Here is an 18,882-nt window from a genome sequence, read left to right as displayed (position 1 = left end):
AGCCCCGCGAGCCCCTAGACGATTTCGGTGTCGAGGACCTCGGGTCTGGCCGGGGGACCCTCGTCGAGCAGCCTGCGCAGCAGCTCGGCGAGCCTGGTCGGATACACCGTCTCATGTGCCTCGGTCAGTTCCTGGCACGTCCACCAGCGCGCTCCGGCGACACTTCGCCCTTCCAGCTCCGTCAGCCCGGTGGCGACGGTTCCTGTCTGGGTCGTACGGGCCAGGAAATACCATTCGTCCTGGTCCCAGCGGCGTCCCGCGAAGGGGAACGAACATCTGCGCCGCCACAGCACCGGGCCCAGTTCGACCTGGGTGATGCCGGTCTCCTCCACGAGTTCCCGCAGCGCGGCCTCCTCGCGGGTCTCGTCGCCCTCCAGGCCGCCGCCGGGAGTGAACCACCAGTCGTCCGCGGGATCGTCCGGCTCATGGCCGTGCAGCAGCAGGATGCGCTCCTGCGCGTCGAGGAGCACCACCCTGGCGACTTTCCGCAGTCCGCCGTCGTACGAGTCTCCGCTCGGGTCCGCGCCCGGGACGACCCGCTCCGACGGCACGGAGGACGGCCCGGGGGACGCCCCGGACGGGGCGACCCGTCCAGCCTGTGATCCGGTCGGCCCGGACGATCCGGCCGGCTCAGCCGACACCGACCGGCTCCGTCCGCCTCCGCCCCCGCCGCCGCCCGAGCCGCTTGGCGACCGGGCCGTAGGCCGCCCCGCCCAGCACGAGCACCGCGCCCGCCACCACGGCGGTCAGGATCGGCCGCAGTGGACCGGGGGTCGAGATCCCGCCGAGCGTCTTGAAGCCCGTGGGGCGCTTCAGCATGCCCTTCATGGGCCAGGCGATGGCGTCGACGCGGCCCTTCACCGCGGCGCGCGACACCGTGCCGTTGAAGGCCTCGGTGAGGTGCGCCGTCGAGTCCAGTGAGCCGCTGCGCTCGTCACCGAGCAGGAAGAGCCGTCCCTCGGGGACCTCGACGGTCGGGATCCGGTTCATCTCGGCGGCCTGGCCCTTGGGGAGATACGGTTCGTCGATCTTCTTGTCGTTGACCGTCAGCTTGCCGTCCGTGCAGCAGGCGACGGTGTCACCGCCGACGGCGACGACCCGCTTGACGATCAGCATGTCGCCCCAGCTCTTCTGCTTGAAGACGATGACGTCACCGCGCTTGACGTCCTTGCCGTCTATCCGCTCCGCCAGGATGCGGTCGCCCACCTTGATGGTCGGCACCATCGACTCGGTCGGCACCGTGTACGGCTGATAGACGACCGCGCCCCAGGCGAAGCCGCCGAGGAAGAGCACACAGCCGAGGGCCACGGTCAGTCCCGACAGCACGCTGCCGAGCCGACCGTGGCCCTCGTCCGTACGACCTGACGTCCTGCTCATCCCAGTGCTCCCCCGACTCGGAGAATCGACCCCGCGGTCCTGGGTACGGGCCGCGGAAGATCGGTGATCTGGGACGGCACCCTACCCGGCGGTACCCCGCCCAGAAACCCTGGGGTTTCCGGCGGTAAGGCGACGCCTGCGCCACAGCACCAGAGGCGCCGCGCCGGCCAGTCCCAGAGCGCCCGGGGCGGCCGCGCTCAGGTTCTGGTCGAAGGTGTCCGGAATCGGCAGCGTGTTCCAGCGGGTGGGCGGCCAGGCGATCACGATGGCGCGGCCCACGACATTGCCCACGGGCACGAAGCCCTGGTACTTGTCCTGCTGGTGGTAGCGGGAGTCCAGCGAGTTCTGCCGGTGGTCACCCATGACCCAGATTTTGCCCGGGGGTACCGTCACCTTGAACTGGCCGCCCTGGTCGTCGACGCTGCACGGCGTGTTCCCGGCGTACACGTACGTCTCGTTGAGCGCCTTGCCGTTGACCGTCAGCGGGCCCGAGTTCTCGCACTCGATCGTGTCACCGGCGACGCCGATGACCCGCTTGATGAGGTCCTTCTCGTCCGCGGACGGCATCAGGCCGATCTTGCTGAGGACCTGCTGCACGGCGTTCGGGTTGGGCGTCGGCTCGCCCGCCAGCCAGTTGTCGGGGTCGTGGAAGACGACGACCTCGCCGCGTGAGGGCTCCGAGCCGAACCACGGCGTGAGCTTGTCGACCAGTACACGGTCGCCCTGCTGGAGGGTGTTCTGCATCGAGTCCGAGGGAATCGAGAACGCCTGCACCAGGAAGGTCTTGATCAGCAGCGCGAGGACCAGTGCGATACCGATGAGGAGCGGCAGTTCCTTCCAGAAGGAACGCGGATTCTTGGGCTTCTCGTCCTGCCCGCCGTGCCCCTTCGTACCGCCGCCGTCCCCGGAGTCACTCCCGGGACCGACGACCTCGCTCGTGGCCGGGGTGGCCGATCCGTCGGCTCGCTCCGGCTGTTCCTCGGGGCCATCGTGTCCGGATCGTGCGCCGACCGCCAAATCCCCCACATCCACTCCTCACTCCGTGCTGCCGCCTGCCCCGGATCCGACGCAGGCCCACCACTCCCATAACGAGCGGGAGTTCCGCAGGGCTCGGGAGCGGGATCAATCCATTGAGATCCGCGGACGCCACCCTATGCGACGGTCCCATGGCCGTGGCCGACCCGCTCGGCACCGACGCGTACGTGTCCGGCTCCTTCAGGCGAGTCCAGTGCCCGAAGGGCCAGGCGATGACCATGGCCCTGCCGACGACGGACTTCTCGGAGACGGTACCGCCGTACTTCTCCTTCCGGTGGTACCTGGAGTCGGCCGAGTTGGCCCGGTGGTCGCCCATGACCCAGAGGCGGCCCTTGGGGACGGTCTCCTCGAAGGGGAAGTCCGACGGCTTGTTGTCGGCGTGGATGTACGGCTCGTCGAGCGGCATGCCGTTGACCGTGACGCGCCCCTGCGTGTCGCAGCACTTGACGGTGTCGCCGCCGACCGCGACGACCCGCTTGATGAGGTCCTTGTCGTTGTCGGAGGGCAGCAGACCGATCTGGGTCAGCCCCTCCTTGACCTGCTTGATGACGACGGGGTCGTTCTTCTTGGTGGTCTTCTCCCCGGCCAGCCAGTCCCCGGGGTCCTTGAAGACGACGACGTCACCGCGCTGCGGCTTGGAGCCGAACCATGGCGTGAACTTGTCGACGAGCACCCGGTCGCCGATCTGGATCGTGCTCTCCATGGAGCCCGACGGGATGACGAAGGCCTGGACGAGGAAGGTCTTGAGGACCAGGGCTATGAGCACCGCGACGCCGACGAGAAGCGGGATCTCCTTGACCGCGGAGCGCCTCCGTCGTCGCTTCACCTTGCGCTGGAGCTTGCGGCGCTCGGCGCGGCCGGGGCGTACCGCGCCGCCGGAGGCGCGCCGCGTCCCGGTGGGCAGCAGGTTGTCGGCCGCGTGCTCGGAGACCCCGCGCGGCCTTCCGCGGTTACCCATGGGCACCGTCCGCGGCGGGCACGCGCGCGTAGGCGCCGGGGCGCCTGAGCCGGGCCCAGTCGGCCGAGGGCCAGGCGATCCAGTCGGCGCGGCCGATGACGTCGCCGACGGGGATCATGCCGCCTCCGGGGGACCCCAGGTGGTCCCGGGAGTCGCTGGAGTCGCTGCGGTGGTCGCCCAGGAGGAACAGGCTGCCGGCGGGCACGACGACGTCGAAGGGCACCTCCGACGGGGTGTCCCCGGGATACAGAAACGTCGACTCGTCGACCGAACGGCCGTTCACCTCGAGTCTCCCCTCCTTGTCGCAGCAGACCACATGGTCTCCCCCCACACCGACGACGCGTTTGACGTAGTCGGCGTTCCCGAAGTAGCCGGTGCCGTCGAACACGACGATGTCTCCCCGCTGCGGCTCAGCACCGAAACGGTACGCCAACTTATTTACGAGAACGCGGTCCCCGATCCTCAATCCGCGCTCCATCGAGCTGCTGGGAATCTCGAAGGGTTGCATCACGAAGGTGCTGAAGCCGGCCAGGAACAGCAGACAGACCAGGACGGTCAGAGTGATCCGCCCGCCGGGGACCCATTCCGCGACCCGGTCCAGCAACGCGGAACGCGACCGTCCCTCCGGCCCCTGAGTGTCCGAGATCTCTTCGGACCCGGCAGGGCGGGAGGAGCGGTCGCGCTCCGTGTGCTGTGCTTCGGTGTTCATCGGAGCCAGATGTTATCCGGCGTCCGTATGAGCCTCCGTGCGAGCTCAGTTGTCGCGCTTCTCCTTGATCTTCGCGGCCTTGCCGCGCAGGTCACGGAGGTAGTACAGCTTCGCGCGACGCACGTCACCGCGGGTGACGAGCTCGATCTTCTCGACGATCGGGGTGTGCACCGGGAAGGTGCGCTCGACGCCGACCGAGAAGGAGACCTTGCGGACCGTGAAGGTCTCGCGGACACCGGCGCCCTGGCGACGGATGACCACGCCCTTGAACTGCTGCACACGGGAGCGGTTGCCCTCGATGACGCGCACGTGGACGTTGACGGTGTCGCCCGGACGGAAGGCCGGGATGTCGGTGCGCAGCGACGCGCTGTCGACGGAGTCGAGCAGGTGAGACATTGGGTCTGCTTTCTTCGCCGATGCCACAGGTCATCGACGGGAGAAGGGTTTTCAGGAGAGTGCTGCCGCGTCGGGGCGGGCGTCGTGTCCCCCTGTGGCAGGGGCGCACGCCGGACGACGTAGAGCAGCGGCCTATTCTTCCACGGTCTGCGGCCTGCGCCAAAATCGGCCGTCGGGATCCGGCTGCCACCCCAGGATCGAGAGCATCTCGCGGTCCTTCTTGTCGAAGAGGGACGCCTCGCAGCGCTCGATGAGGTCGGGCCGGTTGGCCGTCGTACGGCGCAGGGCCTCGTCGCGACGCCAGCGGGCGATCTTGCCGTGGTGGCCGCTGAGCAGCACCTCGGGGATCTCCCGGCCGCGCCACTCGGGGGGCTTGGTGTAGACGGGCCCTTCCAGGAGGTTGGCCATGGCCCCGGGGGCGAAGGAGTCGTCCCGGTGGGACTCGGCGTTGCCCAGGACGCCCGGCAGCAGGCGCGCCACGGCCTCCGTGACGACGAGGACGGCCGCCTCGCCGCCGGCGAGCACGTAGTCGCCGATGGACACCTCGTGGACCGGCATGCGGGTGGCGTACTCGTCGATGACGCGGCGGTCGATGCCTTCGTAGCGGGCGGGTGTGAAGACCAGCCAGGGGCGCTCGGACAGCTCGACGGCGAGTTCCTGGGTGAAGGGGCGTCCGCTGGGTGTGGGCACGACGAGGACGGGCCCGTGCGCGCCCGTCTCGTAGCCGTCGGCCAGCACGGAGTCCAGGGCCTCGCCCCACGGGTCGGTCTTCATGACCATGCCGGGGCCGCCGCCGTAGGGGGTGTCGTCGACCGTGTTGTGGCGGTCGTACGTCCACTTCCGGAGATCGTGCACGTGCACGTTCAGCTGTCCGCGCGCGCGTGCCTTGCCGACGAGCGAGACGTTCAGGGGGTCCAGGTACTCCGGGAAGATCGTGACGACGTCCAGCCGCATTACGCCTCTTCCTCGGTGGAGTCCCGGGTGGACGCGATCTCGGCGCGGTCGTCGATCAGGCCCGGCGGCGGGTCGATGACGGCCCGCTGCTCGTCCAGGTCGATCTCGACGACGATCTCCTCGACGAACGGGATCAGGACCTCGGTGCCGTCCGGCCGCTCGACCACGAACAGGTCCTGGGAGGGGAGGTGCGAGATCTCGGTGATCCGTCCGACCTCGTCACCCTCCTTGGTGACCACGTCCAGGTCCATCAGCTGGTGGTCGTAGTACTCGTCCGGGTCCTCGGGCTTCTCGTCCGGGTCGACGTCGGCGATGAGCAGGGTGTTGCGCAGCGCCTCGGCGGCGTTGCGGTCGCGTACGCCCTCGAAGCGGAGCAGCAGACGGCCGCTGTGCACGCGGCCCGTCTCGATGGTCAGCGGACCGGTGGAGGCGGGGTCGGTGGCCAGGACGGCACCGGGGGCGAGTCTGATCTCCGGCTCGTCGGTACGTACCTCGACGGTGACCTCGCCCTTGATGCCGTGGGCGCGGCCGACGCGAGCGACTACCAGCTGCACTGTGCTTGATCTCCTGTCGGTGTGCCTGCGGCGTTGCTTCGCAGACGACTACGGGCCGGGGACGGCCGGATGGCCCTCCCCGGCCCGAGCCGGTGCTGCCTGTTACGTCAGCGGACGTGGTCCACGTCGACGAGGTCGACGCGGACACCGCGGCCGCCGATGGCGCCCACGACGGTGCGCAGGGCGCGCGCGGTGCGGCCGTTGCGGCCGATCACCTTACCGAGGTCGTCGGGGTGGACCCGGACCTCGAGTACGCGCCCGCGGCGCAGGTCGCGCGAGGCGACCTGCACATCGTCGGGGTTGTCGACGATGCCCTTCACGAGGTGCTCGAGAGCCTCCTCGAGCATGCTCAGGCCTCGGTCGACTCAGACGAAGAGGACGCGGCCGGGGCCTCGTCCTTCTTCTCAGCCTTCTTCTTCTGGGTGATGGCCTCACCCTTGCCCTCGTCGTCGCCGCCCAGGGCGTCGAACAGGGGGCGCGACGCCTTCGGCTCGGCGACGAGCAGCGGAGCGGGGGCGGGCAGACCCTTGAACTTCTGCCAGTCGCCGGTCAGCTTCAGGATGGCGAGCACGGGCTCGGTCGGCTGCGCGCCGACTCCCAGCCAGTACTGCGCGCGGTCCGAGTCGACCTCGATGCGCGAGGGGTTCTGCACCGGGTGGTACAGGCCGATCTCCTCGATGGCCCGGCCGTCACGGCGGGTACGGGAGTCGGCGACGACGATGCGGTAGTGAGGCGAACGGATCTTGCCCAGACGCTTCAGCTTGATCTTGACTGCCACGGAAGTGGTGTCTCCTGGTCTTGACGTGGTTGGGCACGGCGAGATGGCCGCGTGGGGTTGCGGTACCCGAGTGCCCGATGGACGCGTCAGCCGGAGGAGAGAGGGGTCCTATGCGACTGTCGAGTACAGCTAGACATTGTGCCACACCCCGGAGGTTCACCTCACCGGCCCTGGGCGCGGACCCATGCCTGACCGGCACCCGGCGCCGACCACCGGGCGCCGGCGGTGTCTCCCGGCGCTCACCGGGCGGCGCGGCCGAGCACGGCTGCCACGAGCAGCCGTCCCCTCAGCTCGCCGCCGCTCCGACCACCTCCGGAATCCGGAAGGGCTTGCCGCACCCCCCGCACACGATCGGCGCCTGTGCCAGCACGGACGGGACGACCCGTACGTTGCGGCCGCAGTCGCAGACCGCCTTGACGCGGACGCCTCCTCCGGAGGAGCCGTGCCGGGCGGCGGGGCCCCGGAACGAGCGGGCCGTGTCGGCGGCGGTCGCGGCGGTGTGGGCCTTGAGGGCGCGCTGCAGCCGCTCGATGGTCGGGCGATAGCGGCGCTTGGCCTCGGGGTTGAGCGTGACGAGCGAGAATCCGCTGCTGGGATGCGGTTCCTCGGGGTGGTCAAGGCCCAGCTCCTCGGCGATCGCCAGGAATCTGCGGTTGTGGTAGCGGCCGGCGCGCGAGGTGTCGCGGACTCCGCGGGCGGCGGCGATGCCATGGACTGCCTCGTGCAACAGGCGTTCGAAGGAGAGTTCGTGCCCGCAGGCGGACGACGACTCTCCGATCAGGGACTCGGGCGCGGCCAGATCCGGCAGTTCGGGGTGGTGCCGCTGAATGTCGGCCCACGCCCCTGCCAGCTCTGCGGCAAGAACAGGTGGTGTCGTGCTCACGTCGTGACAACGAGCCGGGGGCCCTGTGTGTTCCTATTCCGGGGCATCCCAAATAATTTGCACGTACCCGTCAGTTGCCCCTGATGTGTCCTGACGAGGGCGGGTGCGCTGATCTGCGGAGAAGCCTCACAGCTCGCACCAAGCTGGTACGTAGTCACGCGTACGCCCCGGCGCGTAGATGCTGTCCGCGCGCCGGGGTGCCTGTCGTCATCAGATGCGCAAGAGGCGTTTCGGCCGCCCTCGGGGACGGTTCAGTAGGCGCGCGCCACGACGGCGACGTTACCGGGTGCGTCGTCGCTGTCGGGCACCGACCCGTCCTCCGCGACCAGACACCGTACGGTCACGGAGTGCTCGGCGAGCCTGGCCTCGCCCTCTTCGCCGAGGTCGGCCCACGGGATGCGGGCCCAGCCGCCGGCCGTGGCGGCCTCGACGGCCTGCTCGATCGTCGTCACGTCCGACGTACGGGACTCACGCCGCTCGCGCGACTGCTCGAGGAGGAGCGCCTGGTCCTCCTCGAGGAGGGCGGGGAGCAGTCCCGCCAGGGCGTCGAGGGCGACCGGCTCCTTGCCCCCGGGGATGCGGCGGGCCAGCATCGCGGTGCCGTTCTCCAGGTCACGGGGGCCGACCTCGACGCGTACCGGTACGCCCTTGAGTTCCCAGTCGACCGCGCGCCGCCCGAAGGGGGTGTCCGTGCGGTCGTCCACCTGGACCCGTACGCCCGCCGCCGAGAGCCGGTCGCCGATCTCGCGGACCTTGGCCAGAACCGCCTCGTCGTCCTTGATCGCGAGGACGACGGCCTGTACGGGGGCGAGCCGTGGCGGCACCCGCAACCCGCTGTCGTCGCCGTGCGACATGATCAGGCCACCGACCATGCGGGTCGAGGACCCCCAGGAGGTCTGCCAGACGAGTTCCTGTCGGCCGTCCTTGGACAGGTACTGGGTGTTGAAGGCCTTCGCGAAGTTCTGGCCGAGTTCGTGGCTGGTGCCCATCTGGAGGGCCTTGCCGTCGCCCATCATGCCTTCGAGCGTGAGGGTGTTGACGGCGCCGGCGAACCGCTCGCGCGGGGTCTTGCGGCCGAGCACCACGTCGATGCCGAGGACGTTCACCATGAAGTCCTCGTACACCTCCTTGTGGATGTACGCGGCGTAGTCCCGGGCGTCCTCGTACGTGGCGTGGGCGGTGTGGCCCTCCTGCCACAGGAACTCGGTGGTGCGGAGGAACACGCGCGGGCGCATCTCCCAACGGACCACGTTCGCCCACTGGTTGATCAGCAGCGGCAGGTCGCGGTAGCTCTGCACCCACTTGGAGAAGGAGGCGTTGATGATCGTCTCGGAGGTGGGGCGGACGACGACCGGCTCCTCCAGCTCCTTGCCGCCGCCGTGGGTGACGATCGCGAGCTCGGGGGCGAAGCCCTCGACGTGCTCGGCCTCCTTCGTCAGGTACGACTGCGGGATGAAGAGCGGGAAGTACGCGTTCTGGGCACCCGCCGCCTTGATGCGGGCGTCCATCTCCTGCTGCATCCGTTCCCACAGCCCGTACCCGTAGGGCCGGATGATCATGGTGCCGCGCACCGGCCCGTTGTCGGCCAGCTCGGCCTTGTTGATCAGGTCCTGGTACCAGCGCGGGAAGTCGTCCGCCTGGGGCGTGAGAACAGGTGCCTTTGCCATGGCGCGATCGTACGGGCACACGTTGCCGGGACGTGAATTCTTGCGCCGCGCGCGGACAGCGCACAAGCAGCGCGCCGCAACCCCTGGACGCCGCGACGAGTGCGGAGTTACCTGACATACGGGGGAAGTGCGCGCGCACTGCGCGGGGGTCGGGGAAACGGGGCACAGCGACAACTCTCGGCGGATTGGGGCGCTTTCGATGACACCTACGCTCGTGCGGCAACACCTGCGGCACACGGGACCTCCCTCCCGTGTCGACTCGCGGGTACGCGCGCGTGACTGGGCCGAGATCCAGGAGCGGATGCTGGTACCGCTCCACGAGGCCGTCTACGAGCGACTCGAAGTCGACGGCGGGACACGGCTGCTGGGCCTCGGCTGCGGTTCCGGACTGGCCTTGCTGACGGCGGCCGCCCGGGGCGCCGCGGTGACCGGGGTCGACGACTCCTCACCCGAACGGGTGAGGCTCGCGCGGGAACGGCTGGTGCCGGAGGGGCACGGCACGCACCCGCGCGGCAACGCCCGGATCGTGCGGGGCACGCCCGCGGACCTGGCCGGCTCCGGGGAACCCGCGTACGACCTGGTGACCGCGTTCGAGCCGGTCGGAGGGGTGGCGGGTGACTCCGAAGGGCTCGTCGAGGTGCTGGAGACGGCCGCGCCGCTCGCCGAGCGGGGCGCGGCCGTGGTCCTCGTGGGATGGGGGCCGCCGGAGCGCTGCGCCACGTCCGCCGTGCTGCGGGGCGTCGGCAGACTGGCAGAACCGCTGCCGGGCGGCGGCGGATGGCGGGCCCCTCGGCGGGACGAGCTGGAGGAGATCGCCGAGCGGGCCGGGCTCGGGCTCGACGGGTCGGGACGGGTCGCGTGCCCCTTCGGGTACGCGGACGTGGAGAGCGCGGTGCGGGGCCTGCTGTCGACCGGGCTGCTGGACGCGGCGGTGGCGGCGACGGACGAGGTCCAGGTCGACAAGGAACTCACCGAAGCGCTCCACCCCCACCGCCGGCGGGACGGGACGGTGTGGATGCCGAACGTCTTCCGGTATCTGGTCGCCCGGACGAGGTAGACATTCCGGCCGTCCGGACGCGCACGCAAGCGGTCGATCGGACGCAGGCACCCGATCGTCCGGACGGGACAGGCATGCGGTCTCCGGACGGGACCGCCACGCGGTCGTGCCCGGGCGAGGCGGCCCGGGCCAGGCACGCCTGAGAGTCCGGCGCCGCCCCGGAGGGTGGAGGCTCAGCCCTCCTCCTTCCGGATCCGGGTGATGCCCGCGATCCGGTACGCGTCCGCCTCCTCCAGCGTCTCGTTGGCGAGCAGCGCCTCCGCCAGGGCGTCCAGCTGGTCGCGATGGTCGCGGAGGTTCTGGCAGGCCTCCTCGTAGCACTCGTCGACGATGCGGCGCATCTCGTGGTCGATGGAGTCGAGGGTCCCCGGGGCGGCGGAGAGGCCGTAGGCCTGCTGGGCGTCGCCCGGGAGGGCGGAGAGCCGGCCGACACGTTCGGTCATGCCCCAGCGGGCGACCATGCCCCGGACGATGTTGGTGACCTGTTCGAGGTCGTTCTCGGAGCCGGTGGTGACGACTGCGTAGACGACGTGTTCGGCGGCCATGCCGCCCAGGGCGCCGATGATCCGGCCGCGCAGGTACTCCTCGGTGTACGCGTAGCGGTCGGCGTCCGGGGTCGAGAGCGTGACGCCCAGCGCACGCCCGCGCGGGACGATGGTGATCTTGCGGACCGGGTCGGCGCCCGGTCGCAGCATGCCGAGCAGGGCGTGGCCGCTCTCGTGGTACGCCGTGCGGCGGCGCTCCTCGTAGGGCATGACCAGGGGTCGCTCGGCACCCAGCTGCACCTTTTCCAGTGCCTCGGAGAGGTCCGTCCGCGTCACCCGCTCCTGTTTGCGCTTGACCGCGAGCAGCGCCGCCTCGTTGGCGAGGTTGGCCAGGTCGGCACCCGTCATGCCCGGGGTCGTCCGGGCCACCTGGGCCAGGTCCACGTCCGGGGAGAGCGGGATCTCGCGGGTGTGGATCTCCAGGATCGCCTCGCGGCCACCGCGGTCGGGCGGCGAGACGTTGACGACCCGGTCGAAGCGGCCGGGTCGGGTCAGCGCCGGGTCCAGGATGTCGGCGCGGTTGGTCGCGGCGATGACGATGACGCCCTCGGCGCCGGAGAAGCCGTCCATCTCGGTGAGGATCTGGTTCAGGGTCTGCTCGCGTTCGTCGTGGCCGCCCATCGCCGAGCCGCCGGCGCGGGCCCGTCCGATGGTGTCGATCTCGTCGATGAAAATGATGGAGGGGGCGACCTTGCGGGCCTCGGCGAAGAGCTCACGGACGCGCGAGGCACCCACGCCGACGATCATCTCGATGAACTCCGACGCCGAGGCCGAGAAGAACGGCACCCCGGCCTCTCCCGCCACCGCCCGCGCGAGCAGGGTCTTTCCGGTGCCGGGAGGGCCCGCGAGGAGGACACCGCGCGGCATCTTGGCGCCCATCCTGCGGTAGGCGCCCGGATTCTTGAGGAAGTCCACGACGTCGTTGAGCTCGCCCGCGACCTCGTCGATGCCCGCCACGTCCGCGAAGGTCGTGCGCTGCGCGCCGGGCTGCAGTTCCACGGGTTTGGGGGGTGCCTTGCGGCCGAGCATGCCGCCCGGGCCGCCCATCCCCGGTCGCAGCCGCCGCGCGATGAAGAACCACAGCACCACCAGGACCAGGATCGGGGCGAGGGAGAGCAGCAGGTTGGACAGCAGGCTGCGCTGCTGGACCACCGGCGAGGCGGTCACCGTGACGCCGCGCTTCTCCAGGTTCTGCCAGAGCTTGTCGTCGGCGAAGGACGGGCGCTGTGTCTTGAACTTGGTGTACTTCCCGCCGCCGTCCGGCTTCTCCCGGGCGGTCCTGAGCTCGCCCTGGATCGCGTCACCCTTGGAGTAGATCTTGGTGACGTTGCCCCCGTCGATCTGCTTGCTGAACTCCGTGTACGAGATCGTCGGCTCGTTGCCCTCGTTGAAGAAGGACAGGGCCAGGACGGCGATCACGAACACGATCAGAGCGGCGACCGCCAGGCCTATCCAGCCACCCGGCATCTTCCGCCGCCCGGAGGGCGGCGGGGTCGGCTCGGGTGGCGTGCCCTCGGTACGCCACGGCTGATCAGGGTCCTTGCGTGGCGGCACGGGGTTGGTCATATCAGGACGTTACGCCACGTAATGCGCGCCAGCACGCGCAGGGAGCCGGCGGAACGGCGCCGGGCGCGCCCCTTGGTCGAGGGGCGCCCCCGGTGACGTACGGGACGGCGGCGGTGCGACGGACGAACCGTCCGTCCATGCGGCGGTGCGATCAGTCCATGAACTTCTTGAACTCGTCCGGGAGCTCGAAGTCCTGGCCCTGCCGGCCGGCCGGCAGTCCGAAGGCGCCGCCCGGCTGGGCCCCGGCCTCGCGGCGCGCCGCGGCCTCTTCCTCCTGCTGCTTGCGCTTCATCGGGTTGCCGGAGCGCTGCTTGCCCTTGGCCTGCTTGACCTTCTTCTTGGTGCGGCCGGGGCCGCCGCCCATGCCCGGGATTCCGGGCATTCCCGGCATGCCGCCGCCCTGGGCCATGCGGGACATCATCTTGCGGGCCTCGAAGAAGCGCTCGACCAGGCCCTTGACCGCGCTGACCTCGACGCCGGAGCCCTTGGCGATACGGGCGCGGCGCGAGCCGTTGATGATCGTCGGCTCCTGGCGCTCGGCCGGGGTCATCGACTTGATGATGGCGGCCGTGCGGTCGACGTCGCGCTCGTCGAGGTTGTTGATCTGGTCCTTGATCTGACCCATGCCCGGGAGCATGCCGAGCAGCTTGCTGATGCTGCCCATCTTCCTGACCTGCTCCATCTGGGACAGGAAGTCGTCCAGGGTGAAGTCCTGGCCCTTCTTGGACGCCAGCTTGGAGGCCATCTTCTCGGCCTCTTCTTGGCTGAACGTCTTCTCCGCCTGCTCGATCAGGGTGAGCAGGTCACCCATGTCGAGGATGCGGGAGGCCATCCGGTCCGGGTGGAAGGCGTCGAAGTCGTCGAGCTTCTCGCCGTTCGACGCGAACATGATCGGCTTGCCGGTGACCGAGGCGATGGAGAGCGCGGCACCACCGCGGGCGTCGCCGTCGAGCTTGGAGAGCACCACACCGTCGAAGCCGACGCCGTCGCGGAAGGCCTCGGCGGTGTTGACCGCGTCCTGGCCGATCATCGCGTCGACGACGAAGAGGATCTCGTCGGGGCTGACCGCGTCACGGATGTCCGCGGCCTGCTGCATCAGCTCCTGGTCGATGCCGAGGCGGCCGGCGGTGTCGACGATCACGATGTCGTGGACCTTGGTCCGCGCGAACTCCATGGAGTCCTTGGCGACCTTGACCGGGTCGCCGACGCCGTTGCCCGGTTCGGGCGCGTAGACGGCCACACCGGCGCGCTCGGCGACGACGCTGAGCTGGTTCACGGCGTTCGGGCGCTGGAGGTCGGCGGCCACCAGGAGCGGCGAGTGGCCCTGGTCCTTGAGCCACTTGCCGAGCTTTCCGGCGAGGGTGGTCTTACCTGCACCCTGCAGACCGGCGAGCATGAGCACGGTGGGCGGGTTCTTGGCGAACCGCAGACGGCGGGTCTCGCCGCCCAGGATCGTGACGAGTTCCTCGTTCACGATCTTCAGGACCTGCTGGGCCGGGTTCAGCGCCTTGGAGACCTCGGCGCCGAGGGCACGTTCCTTGACGTTCTTGATGAAGGTCCGCACGACCGGCAGGGCCACGTCGGCCTCGAGGAGCGCGATACGGATCTCGCGTGCGGTGGCGTCGATGTCAGCTTCGGACAGCCGGCCCTTGCCCCGCAGGTTCTTGAACGTCGCTGAGAGGCGATCGGAGAGAGTATCGAACACGGCGCTCGTCTGTCCTCAGGGGTCGGGGGCGATGGGAATCGCCCTCCAGGGTATCCGGCCGCGTGGCGTGGGGTCTCCACCGCGTTCGTACGGGACCGGTAACGGCCCCGGTCCCGGTCATCCCCGCAGCATCTCCTCCAGCCCACGGGCCACGGAAGCAGCCTCCTCCCCCGGCAGTGGGGCGCCCTCGGGTCCGGTCACGTAGAAGGCGTCCACGGCGTTGGCGCCGAGCGTGGAGACGTGCATGCTGCGCACCCGTACGCTCGCGTCCTCCAGGGCACGGCCGATGCGGTGCAGCAGGCCGGGGGCGTCGTGCGCGCGGACCTCGATGACCGTGGCGTGCCGGGAGGCCGCCGGGGCGACCGTGACCCGGGGCGGCGGCGCGATGGTTCCGCGGCGCCGCGGATAGGCGGCGTCGCGCTCGGCGAGCCGGGCGGCGATGTCCAGGGAACCGTCCAGGGCGCGGACGAGGTCGGCGCGCAGCCGGGCGGCCTGCGGGAGGGAGCCGTACTCGGCGGCGACCCGCCAGTTGAGGAGCAGCACCGAGCCCCGCACGCCGTCGGGCAGGTCGAAAGCGCGCAGCTCGGCCGTGCGGACGGTCAGGCGGTGCATCGCGAGGACGCCCGCCACCGCGGGCAGCACCCCGGGCTGGTCGGGGACGGCGATCAGCAGTTCCACACCGAGGGGTTCCGGATCTCCCGAGGACTCCTCCTCGGTGGGCGGCTCGGTCTGCGCGCGCAGGGCCAGGACGGGGCCGCCGGTGCGGAAGGCCTCGATCGCGAGCCGTTCCTGTTCGGCCGTGGGGGCCGCCGCCTCGGGCTCCTCGGGGGCGTCCCCGGCGAGCACGGCGGCGACCCGCTTGACCAGGTCGGTGACGAGGGAGCCGCGCCAGGTGGACCAGGCGGCCGGGCCGGTGGCCAGCGCGTCCGCCTCGGTGAGCGCGTGCAGCAGTTCGAGGGTGCCCTGCGAGCCGACGGCCTCGGCGACCGAGCGGACGGTCGCCGGGTCCTCCAGGTCGCGCCGGGTCGCCGTGTCGACGAGCAGCAGATGGTGGCGTACGAGGGTGGCGAGCACGGCCACGTCCGCGCGGTCGAACCCGATCCGGGTGGCCACGTCGCGGGCGATGATCTCGCCCGCGACGGAGTGGTCGCCTGGCCAGCCCTTGCCGATGTCGTGCAGCAGGGAGGCGACGAGGAGGAGGTCGGGGCGGCCCACCCGGCGGGTCAGCTCGGAGGCGCGGGCGGCCGTCTCGATGAGGTGGCGGTCGACGGTCCAGACGTGCACGGCGTTGCGCTGCGGCCGGCAGCGCACCCGCTCCCAGTCGGGCAGCAGCCGGGTGATCAGGCCCTCGGCCTCCAGTGCCTCCCAGACCTCGATGGTCGGGCGTCCGGAGCCGAGCAGGGTGACGAGCTGTTCCCGCGCCTCGGCGGGCCAGGGCGTGGGCAGCGGGCGGGCGACGGCGGCCATGCGCCGTACGGCGTGCAGGGACAGCGGGATTCCCGACTGCGCCGCGGCGGCCGCGGCGCGGAGCGGGAGCACGGGGTCGCGCTCGGGACGCGCGGCGCGGGCGAGCACCACCTCGCCGTCCATCTCGACGACCCCCTCGGCGAGGGGTGAGCGCTCGGCCGCGGGTTTGGCGCCGCCGCCGAGCATGGCGCGCAGCCGCGGCCGTACGGCGCGTGACTTGAGCACGCGTCCGACCTCGCGCCAGGTGACGTCGCTGGCGTACGAGACGACCCGCGCGGCCTCGTAGACCTGGCGCAGCAGGGTATCGGCGTCGAGCAGTCCCAGTTCCGCGGCGACCTGGTCCTGCTCCTGGAGCGCGAGCCGGTCGGTGGCGCGTCCGGTGGCCAGATGCAGTGCGTCGCGTACGTCGAGCAGGCGGCGTCGGGCGTCGGCGAGGCCTTCGCGGGGGGCGTCGGCCAGCCAGGAGGCGGCGACGGCGCGCAGGGCGGTGGCGTCGCGGAGGCCGCCGCGGGCTTCCTTGAGGTCCGGTTCCAGCAGGTACTGCAGCTCGCCCTGGCGTTCGGCCCGTTCGAGGCAGAGTTCCTGGAGTTCGAGGAGACGCTTGGGCGCCTGGTTGCGCCAGTCGGCGAGGACGGCCGTACGCAGTCCGGCGGTGAGGCCGAGGTCGCCGGCGATGTGGCGCGCGTCGAGCAGCCCGAGCTGCACCTTGAGGTCGTCGCCGGCCGTTTTGCGGGCCTCGCCGGGCGTACGGACCGAGTGGTCGAGCGCGAGACCGAGGTCCCAGACGGGGTACCAGATGCGGTCGGCGAGGGCGGCGACCGCGCCGGAGTCGCTGCCGTCGTGCAGGAGCAGCAGATCGAGATCGCTGCGCGGGGAGAGTTCGCCGCGGCCGTAGCCGCCTACGGCGACGAGCGAGACCCCGCGCAGGTTCTCCCGCCGGCCGCCACCGTCCTTCTGGGGGAGCCGCGCCGCGTCCTCGCCGCCGTCCCTGCCGCTCTCGCTGTCCCTGCGGTCCTTGCGGTCCTTGCGGTCCTTGCTGTCCTTGCCGTCCTGGGTGCTCGCGCCGAAGAGGCCGGTCAGCCACTCGTCCGTCAGTTCAGCGAGGGCGGCACGGCGCGGCGGCCCGGACCGCGCCCCCTCCTGGAGGAGGCGCAGCCGGGCCGCCGCGTAGCCGCTGGGTTCCGAGTCCCCTGCTTCCGTACGCATGTCCGTACTCGTCACCCAGCGCTCCTGTTCTGTTCTTCCGCTTAGAGCGCGTCCGGGCCGCGCTCGCCGGTCCGGACCCGGACGGCCGTCTCGACCGGGATGGACCACACCTTGCCGTCACCGATCTTGCCCGTGCGGGCCGCCTTCACGACGACGTCGATCAGCTGCTCGGCGTCGTCGTCCTCGGCCAGCACCTCGATGCGGATCTTGGGGACCAGGTCGACGGTGTACTCGGCACCACGGTAGACCTCGGTGTGTCCCCGCTGGCGACCGTAGCCGCTGGCCTCGGTGACCGTCAGACCGTGCACCCCGAAGGCCTGCAGGGCCTCCTTGATCTCGTCGAGCCGGTGGGGCTTCACGACGGCGGTGATGAGCTTCATGCGTCCACCTTCTTGCTCTGCGTACCCGCGAGGGCGGAGACCGAGCCGCCGACGATGCCGCCGCCCGCTCCACTGAAGTCGTATGCGGTCTCGGCGTGCTCGGCCTGGTCGATGCCGGCGATCTCCTCGTCCTCGCTCACCCGCATGCCCATCGTCCTGTCGATGAGGAAGGCGAGGATCGCGGAGACGACGAGGGAGTAGCCGAGGACGGCGAAGACGCCGGCGCACTGCTTCCAGAACTGGGTGAGGCCGCCGCCGTAGAAGAGGCCCTCGACGGTGGACTGGCCCTTGCCGCTGGCGAAGAAGCCGATCAGCAGGGAGCCGATGACACCGCCGACGAGGTGCACGCCGACCACGTCGAGGGAGTCGTCGTAGCCGAACCTGTACTTGAGGCCGACGGCCATGGCGCAGACCACACCGGCGATGGCGCCGACGGCGATCGCGCCGAGCGGGGAGACCGCGCCGCCGGACGGGGTGATGGCGACCAGACCGGCGACCGCGCCGGAGGCGGCGCCCAGCGTGGTGAACGCGCCGTGGCGGATCTTCTCGTAGATGAGCCAGGCCAGCATGGCGGCGGCGGTGGCGACCTGCGTGTTGACGAACATCAGCGCGCCGACGCCGTCGTCGTTGCCGAGCCACGAACCGGCGTTGAATCCGAACCAGCCGAACCACAGCAGACCGGAGCCGAGCATCACGAGGGGGAGGCTGTGCGGGCGCATCGGGTCCTTCTTGAAGCCGACGCGCTTGCCGATGACGAGGATCACGCCGAGCGCCGCGGCACCCGCGTTGATGTGGACGGCCGTACCGCCTGCGAAGTCGATCACGCCGAGGTCGAACGCCCAGCCGCCGGCGCCCCAGACCCAGTGGGCGACCGGGAAGTAGACGACCGTGGCCCACAGCGCGATGAACAGCGACCACGCCGTGAACTTCACCCGGTCCGCCAGCGCACCGCTTATCAGCGCGGGCGTGATGATGGCGAACATCAGCTGGAAGACCATGAAGACGAAGATCGGAATGGTGTATCCGGGCCACAGCTCCGTCAGGCCGACGTTGCTGAGGCCGACCCAGTCCGAGGTCCAGCCGATGAAGGAGCCCTTGTCCGTGCCGAAGGCGAGGGAGAAGCCGTACAGGACCCACAGGATCGTGATGATCCCCATGCTGATGAAGCTCATCATCAGCATGTTCAGGGTGCTCTTGACACGGACCATGCCTCCGTAGAAGAAGGCCAGGCCGGGGGTCATGATCAGCACCAGGGCGGAACAGATGAGCATGAACCCGGTGTTGGCGGCCGAGAGCTTGGGAGCTTCTGCGGCTAGCGTGATGGCTGGTGCCATCGGCGTCTCCTCGTCGTTGGTACGGCCCCGTGCGGGCGAAGCCTGAGCGGTCATGAGGGGTGGGCCGGTTATGCGCCATGAGATTGACGCAGCGCGGTTTCCGTCGACGCCCCTCGATGTTTCGCCGCAGTGACGAAGGCGTCTCGTGTGTTACGCGTGCATGAACTGCCCGATACCGGGCGGAGCGATCGTTATTGTTGCGCAACCTTCCCCGAAGACGAAGAAACCGGCCACGGTCGGTCGTCCGATGACCTGGCATGGGGGAGCCGAGTCGGGCAGTTCGGGACGGCCGGCCGTGGCCGGGGTACTGG

18 protein-coding genes are annotated in these 18,882 nt (G+C 70.5%); 1 reads left to right on the top strand and 17 read right to left on the bottom strand.

Annotation, left to right across the window (positions count from 1 at the left end; all coding sequences use genetic code 11):
* Positions 1-14: 14 nt before the first annotated feature.
* The 12 genes from OHB41_RS32335 to proS form a co-directional block, all read right to left on the bottom strand.
* The gene (locus OHB41_RS32335; RefSeq protein WP_266706298.1) at positions 15-551 is read right to left on the bottom strand and encodes an NUDIX hydrolase; all 537 of its coding nucleotides are present in this window, start codon (positions 549-551) and stop codon (positions 15-17) included.
* Positions 552-630: 79 nt separating this feature from the next.
* A complete protein-coding gene (gene lepB / locus OHB41_RS32330) occupies positions 631-1,377 on the bottom strand; it encodes a signal peptidase I (protein ID WP_266701705.1) in 747 nt (248 codons plus the stop codon).
* An 81-nt stretch (positions 1,378-1,458) separates the two neighbouring features.
* Positions 1,459-2,403, bottom strand: a complete 945-nt coding sequence (lepB, locus tag OHB41_RS32325) for a signal peptidase I (protein ID WP_266701703.1) — start codon at positions 2,401-2,403, stop codon at positions 1,459-1,461.
* A complete protein-coding gene (gene lepB / locus OHB41_RS32320) occupies positions 2,288-3,370 on the bottom strand; it encodes a signal peptidase I (protein WP_266701701.1) in 1,083 nt (360 codons plus the stop codon). Before lepB (OHB41_RS32320) ends, lepB (OHB41_RS32325) begins: the two co-directional genes overlap by 116 nt.
* On the bottom strand, positions 3,363-4,079 hold the full coding sequence (gene lepB / locus OHB41_RS32315) for a signal peptidase I (protein ID WP_266701699.1): 717 nt from the start codon (positions 4,077-4,079) through the stop codon (positions 3,363-3,365). The genes lepB (OHB41_RS32320) and lepB (OHB41_RS32315) overlap by 8 nt, the downstream gene beginning before the upstream one ends.
* Positions 4,080-4,124: 45 nt before the next feature.
* Positions 4,125-4,475 (bottom strand): 50S ribosomal protein L19, encoded by a 351-nt coding sequence (rplS, locus tag OHB41_RS32310; RefSeq protein ID WP_037741626.1) that lies wholly within the window; start codon positions 4,473-4,475, stop codon positions 4,125-4,127.
* 132 nt (positions 4,476-4,607) lie between these two features.
* The gene (gene trmD / locus OHB41_RS32305) at positions 4,608-5,429 is read right to left on the bottom strand and encodes a tRNA (guanosine(37)-N1)-methyltransferase TrmD (RefSeq protein WP_266701696.1); all 822 of its coding nucleotides are present in this window, start codon (positions 5,427-5,429) and stop codon (positions 4,608-4,610) included.
* Entirely contained in the window at positions 5,429-5,983 is a 555-nt protein-coding gene (gene rimM, locus OHB41_RS32300; protein ID WP_266701694.1) for a ribosome maturation factor RimM, read from the bottom strand. The genes trmD and rimM overlap by 1 nt, the downstream gene beginning before the upstream one ends.
* Positions 5,984-6,090: 107 nt before the next feature.
* Positions 6,091-6,330 carry an RNA-binding protein gene (locus tag OHB41_RS32295; RefSeq protein ID WP_005479813.1) on the bottom strand — a complete coding sequence of 80 codons (240 nt, stop codon included), beginning with the start codon at positions 6,328-6,330 and terminating at the stop codon, positions 6,091-6,093.
* Between the two features lie 2 nt (positions 6,331-6,332).
* The gene (gene rpsP, locus OHB41_RS32290; protein ID WP_266701692.1) at positions 6,333-6,761 is read right to left on the bottom strand and encodes a 30S ribosomal protein S16; all 429 of its coding nucleotides are present in this window, start codon (positions 6,759-6,761) and stop codon (positions 6,333-6,335) included.
* 286 nt (positions 6,762-7,047) lie between these two features.
* The gene (locus OHB41_RS32285; protein WP_054235363.1) at positions 7,048-7,644 is read right to left on the bottom strand and encodes a hypothetical protein; all 597 of its coding nucleotides are present in this window, start codon (positions 7,642-7,644) and stop codon (positions 7,048-7,050) included.
* Between the two features lie 251 nt (positions 7,645-7,895).
* Entirely contained in the window at positions 7,896-9,311 is a 1,416-nt protein-coding gene (proS, locus tag OHB41_RS32280; RefSeq protein WP_266701689.1) for a proline--tRNA ligase, read from the bottom strand.
* A gap of 199 nt (positions 9,312-9,510) precedes the next feature.
* On the opposite strand from proS, the gene OHB41_RS32275 reads away from it, so the two are divergent.
* The gene (locus tag OHB41_RS32275; RefSeq protein ID WP_266701687.1) at positions 9,511-10,368 is read left to right on the top strand and encodes a methyltransferase domain-containing protein; all 858 of its coding nucleotides are present in this window, start codon (positions 9,511-9,513) and stop codon (positions 10,366-10,368) included.
* A 173-nt stretch (positions 10,369-10,541) separates the two neighbouring features.
* Here the strand turns inward: OHB41_RS32275 and ftsH are convergent, their stop codons facing one another.
* From ftsH to OHB41_RS32250, 5 genes are all read right to left on the bottom strand, one after another.
* Positions 10,542-12,479, bottom strand: a complete 1,938-nt coding sequence (gene ftsH / locus OHB41_RS32270) for an ATP-dependent zinc metalloprotease FtsH (RefSeq protein WP_266701685.1) — start codon at positions 12,477-12,479, stop codon at positions 10,542-10,544.
* Between the two features lie 151 nt (positions 12,480-12,630).
* Entirely contained in the window at positions 12,631-14,184 is a 1,554-nt protein-coding gene (ffh, locus tag OHB41_RS32265) for a signal recognition particle protein (RefSeq protein ID WP_266701683.1), read from the bottom strand.
* Positions 14,185-14,301: 117 nt separating this feature from the next.
* Entirely contained in the window at positions 14,302-16,872 is a 2,571-nt protein-coding gene (locus OHB41_RS32260) for a [protein-PII] uridylyltransferase (protein WP_526024987.1), read from the bottom strand.
* 26 nt (positions 16,873-16,898) lie between these two features.
* On the bottom strand, positions 16,899-17,237 hold the full coding sequence (locus OHB41_RS32255) for a P-II family nitrogen regulator (RefSeq protein WP_054235369.1): 339 nt from the start codon (positions 17,235-17,237) through the stop codon (positions 16,899-16,901).
* Entirely contained in the window at positions 17,234-18,571 is a 1,338-nt protein-coding gene (locus OHB41_RS32250) for an ammonium transporter (RefSeq protein ID WP_266701681.1), read from the bottom strand. Before OHB41_RS32250 ends, OHB41_RS32255 begins: the two co-directional genes overlap by 4 nt.
* Positions 18,572-18,882: the final 311 nt, after the last annotated feature.

The sequence above is a fragment of the Streptomyces sp. NBC_01571 genome (assembly GCF_026339875.1).
Lineage (GTDB): Bacteria > Actinomycetota > Actinomycetes > Streptomycetales > Streptomycetaceae > Streptomyces.
This window is presented reverse-complemented; position numbering and strand designations above follow the sequence as displayed.

Excerpts from the sequence above, each read along its gene's own strand:
- lepB (WP_266701705.1), bottom strand. The coding sequence starts at position 1,377 with ATGAGCAGGACGTCAGGTCGTACGGACGAGGGCCACGGTCGGCTCGGC.
- lepB (WP_266701701.1), bottom strand. The coding sequence starts at position 3,370 with ATGGGTAACCGCGGAAGGCCGCGCGGGGTCTCCGAGCACGCGGCCGAC.
- proS (WP_266701689.1), bottom strand. The coding sequence starts at position 9,311 with ATGGCAAAGGCACCTGTTCTCACGCCCCAGGCGGACGACTTCCCGCGC.
- OHB41_RS32255 (WP_054235369.1), bottom strand. The coding sequence starts at position 17,237 with ATGAAGCTCATCACCGCCGTCGTGAAGCCCCACCGGCTCGACGAGATC.
- trmD (WP_266701696.1), bottom strand. The coding sequence starts at position 5,429 with ATGCGGCTGGACGTCGTCACGATCTTCCCGGAGTACCTGGACCCCCTG.
- OHB41_RS32275 (WP_266701687.1), top strand. The coding sequence starts at position 9,511 with ATGACACCTACGCTCGTGCGGCAACACCTGCGGCACACGGGACCTCCC.
- ftsH (WP_266701685.1), bottom strand. The coding sequence starts at position 12,479 with ATGACCAACCCCGTGCCGCCACGCAAGGACCCTGATCAGCCGTGGCGT.
- OHB41_RS32295 (WP_005479813.1), bottom strand. The coding sequence starts at position 6,330 with ATGCTCGAGGAGGCTCTCGAGCACCTCGTGAAGGGCATCGTCGACAAC.
- OHB41_RS32250 (WP_266701681.1), bottom strand. The coding sequence starts at position 18,571 with ATGGCACCAGCCATCACGCTAGCCGCAGAAGCTCCCAAGCTCTCGGCC.
- lepB (WP_266701699.1), bottom strand. The coding sequence starts at position 4,079 with ATGAACACCGAAGCACAGCACACGGAGCGCGACCGCTCCTCCCGCCCT.
- rplS (WP_037741626.1), bottom strand. The coding sequence starts at position 4,475 with ATGTCTCACCTGCTCGACTCCGTCGACAGCGCGTCGCTGCGCACCGAC.